We start from the raw sequence: 1745 nt of genomic DNA, 5'->3' as shown, positions 1-1745 counted from the left end.
CATCGGCAGACCGCTTGGGTGTTATATGGTCAAGCCTCACGGGCCATTAGTACCGGTTAGCTCAACGCCTTGCAGCGCTTCCACACCCGGCCTATCAACCAGCTGGTCTCGCTGGGCCCTTCAGGAGGCTCGAGGCCTCGGGGATGTCTCATCTTGAAGGGGGCTTCCCGCTTAGATGCTTTCAGCGGTTATCCCGTCCGCACATAGCTACCCGGCAATGCCACTGGCGTGACAACCGGAACACCAGAGGTGCGTCCACTCCGGTCCTCTCGTACTAGGAGCAGCCCTTCTCAAACATCCAACGCCCACGGCAGATAGGGACCGAACTGTCTCACGACGTTCTAAACCCAGCTCGCGTACCACTTTAAATGGCGAACAGCCATACCCTTGGGACCGACTTCAGCCCCAGGATGTGATGAGCCGACATCGAGGTGCCAAACACCGCCGTCGATGTGAACTCTTGGGCGGTATCAGCCTGTTATCCCCGGAGTACCTTTTATCCGTTGAGCGATGGCCCTTCCATACAGAACCACCGGATCACTAGAACCTACTTTCGTACCTGCTCGACGTGTCTGTCTCGCAGTTAAGCACCCTTATGCTCTTGCACTCAATGCACGATTTCCAACCGTGCTGAGGGTACCTTCGTGCTCCTCCGTTACGCTTTGGGAGGAGACCGCCCCAGTCAAACTACCCACCACACACGGTCCTCGATCCGGATCACGGATCTGAGTTAGAACGCCAATGATGCCAGGCTGGTATTTCAAGGTTGGCTCCACCCGAACTGGCGTCCGGGTTTCCAAGCCTCCCAGCTATCCTACACAAGCAACATCAGCGTCCAGTGTGAAGCTATAGTAAAGGTTCACGGGGTCTTTCCGTCTAGCCGCGGGTACACAGCATCTTCACTGCGATTTCAATTTCACTGAGTCTCGGGTGGAGACAGCGTGGCCATCATTACGCCATTCGTGCAGGTCGGAACTTACCCGACAAGGAATTTCGCTACCTTAGGACCGTTATAGTTACGGCCGCCGTTTACCGGGGCTTCGATCAGGAGCTTCGCTTGCGCTAACACCATCACTTAACCTTCCGGCACCGGGCAGGCGTCACACCCTATACGTCCGCTTGCGCGTTTGCAGAGTGCTGTGTTTTTAATAAACAGTTGCAGCCACCTGGTATCTTCGACCGGTTCAGGCTCGGGGCGCGAGGCCCGTCACCCTAGTCCGGCGTGCCTTCTCCCGAAGTTACGGCACCATTTTGCCTAGTTCCTTCACCCGAGTTCTCTCAAGCGCCTGGGTATTCTCTACCTGACCACCTGTGTCGGTTTGGGGTACGGTCCCACTGTATCTGAAGCTTAGAGGCTTTTCCTGGAAGCGTGGCATCGATGACTTCCAGCCCGTGGGCTGTTCGTCTCGTCTCTCGGCCTTGGGGAACCGGATTTGCCTGATTCCCCAGCCTACTGACTTTCACCAGGACTACCAACGCCTGGCTCACCTAGCCTTCTTCGTCCCCCCATCGCAATACAGTGAGGTACGGGAATATTGACCCGTTTCCCATCGACTACGCCTTTCGGCCTCGCCTTAGGGGCCGACTCACTCTGCTCCGATTAGCGTCGAACAGAAACCCTTGGTCTTCCGGCGGGGGCGTTTTTCACGCCCCTTGTCGTTACTCATGTCAGCATTCGCACTCGTGATACCTCCAGCAGACCTCTCGATCCACCTTCATCGGCGTACACGACGCTCCTCTACCGC

1 rRNA gene is annotated in these 1745 nt (G+C 56.7%); it reads right to left on the bottom strand.

The features are described from left to right. Positions 1-25 precede the first annotated feature (25 nt). Positions 26-1745, bottom strand: a 23S ribosomal RNA gene (locus tag BMY30_RS17430); the annotation flags it as partial.

It is taken from the genome of Halomonas daqiaonensis (assembly GCF_900109725.1).
In the GTDB taxonomy this organism is placed as follows: domain Bacteria; phylum Pseudomonadota; class Gammaproteobacteria; order Pseudomonadales; family Halomonadaceae; genus Halomonas; species Halomonas daqiaonensis.
The sequence above is the reverse complement of the archived record's forward strand: the minus strand, read 5'-3'. Positions and strand labels throughout refer to the sequence as shown.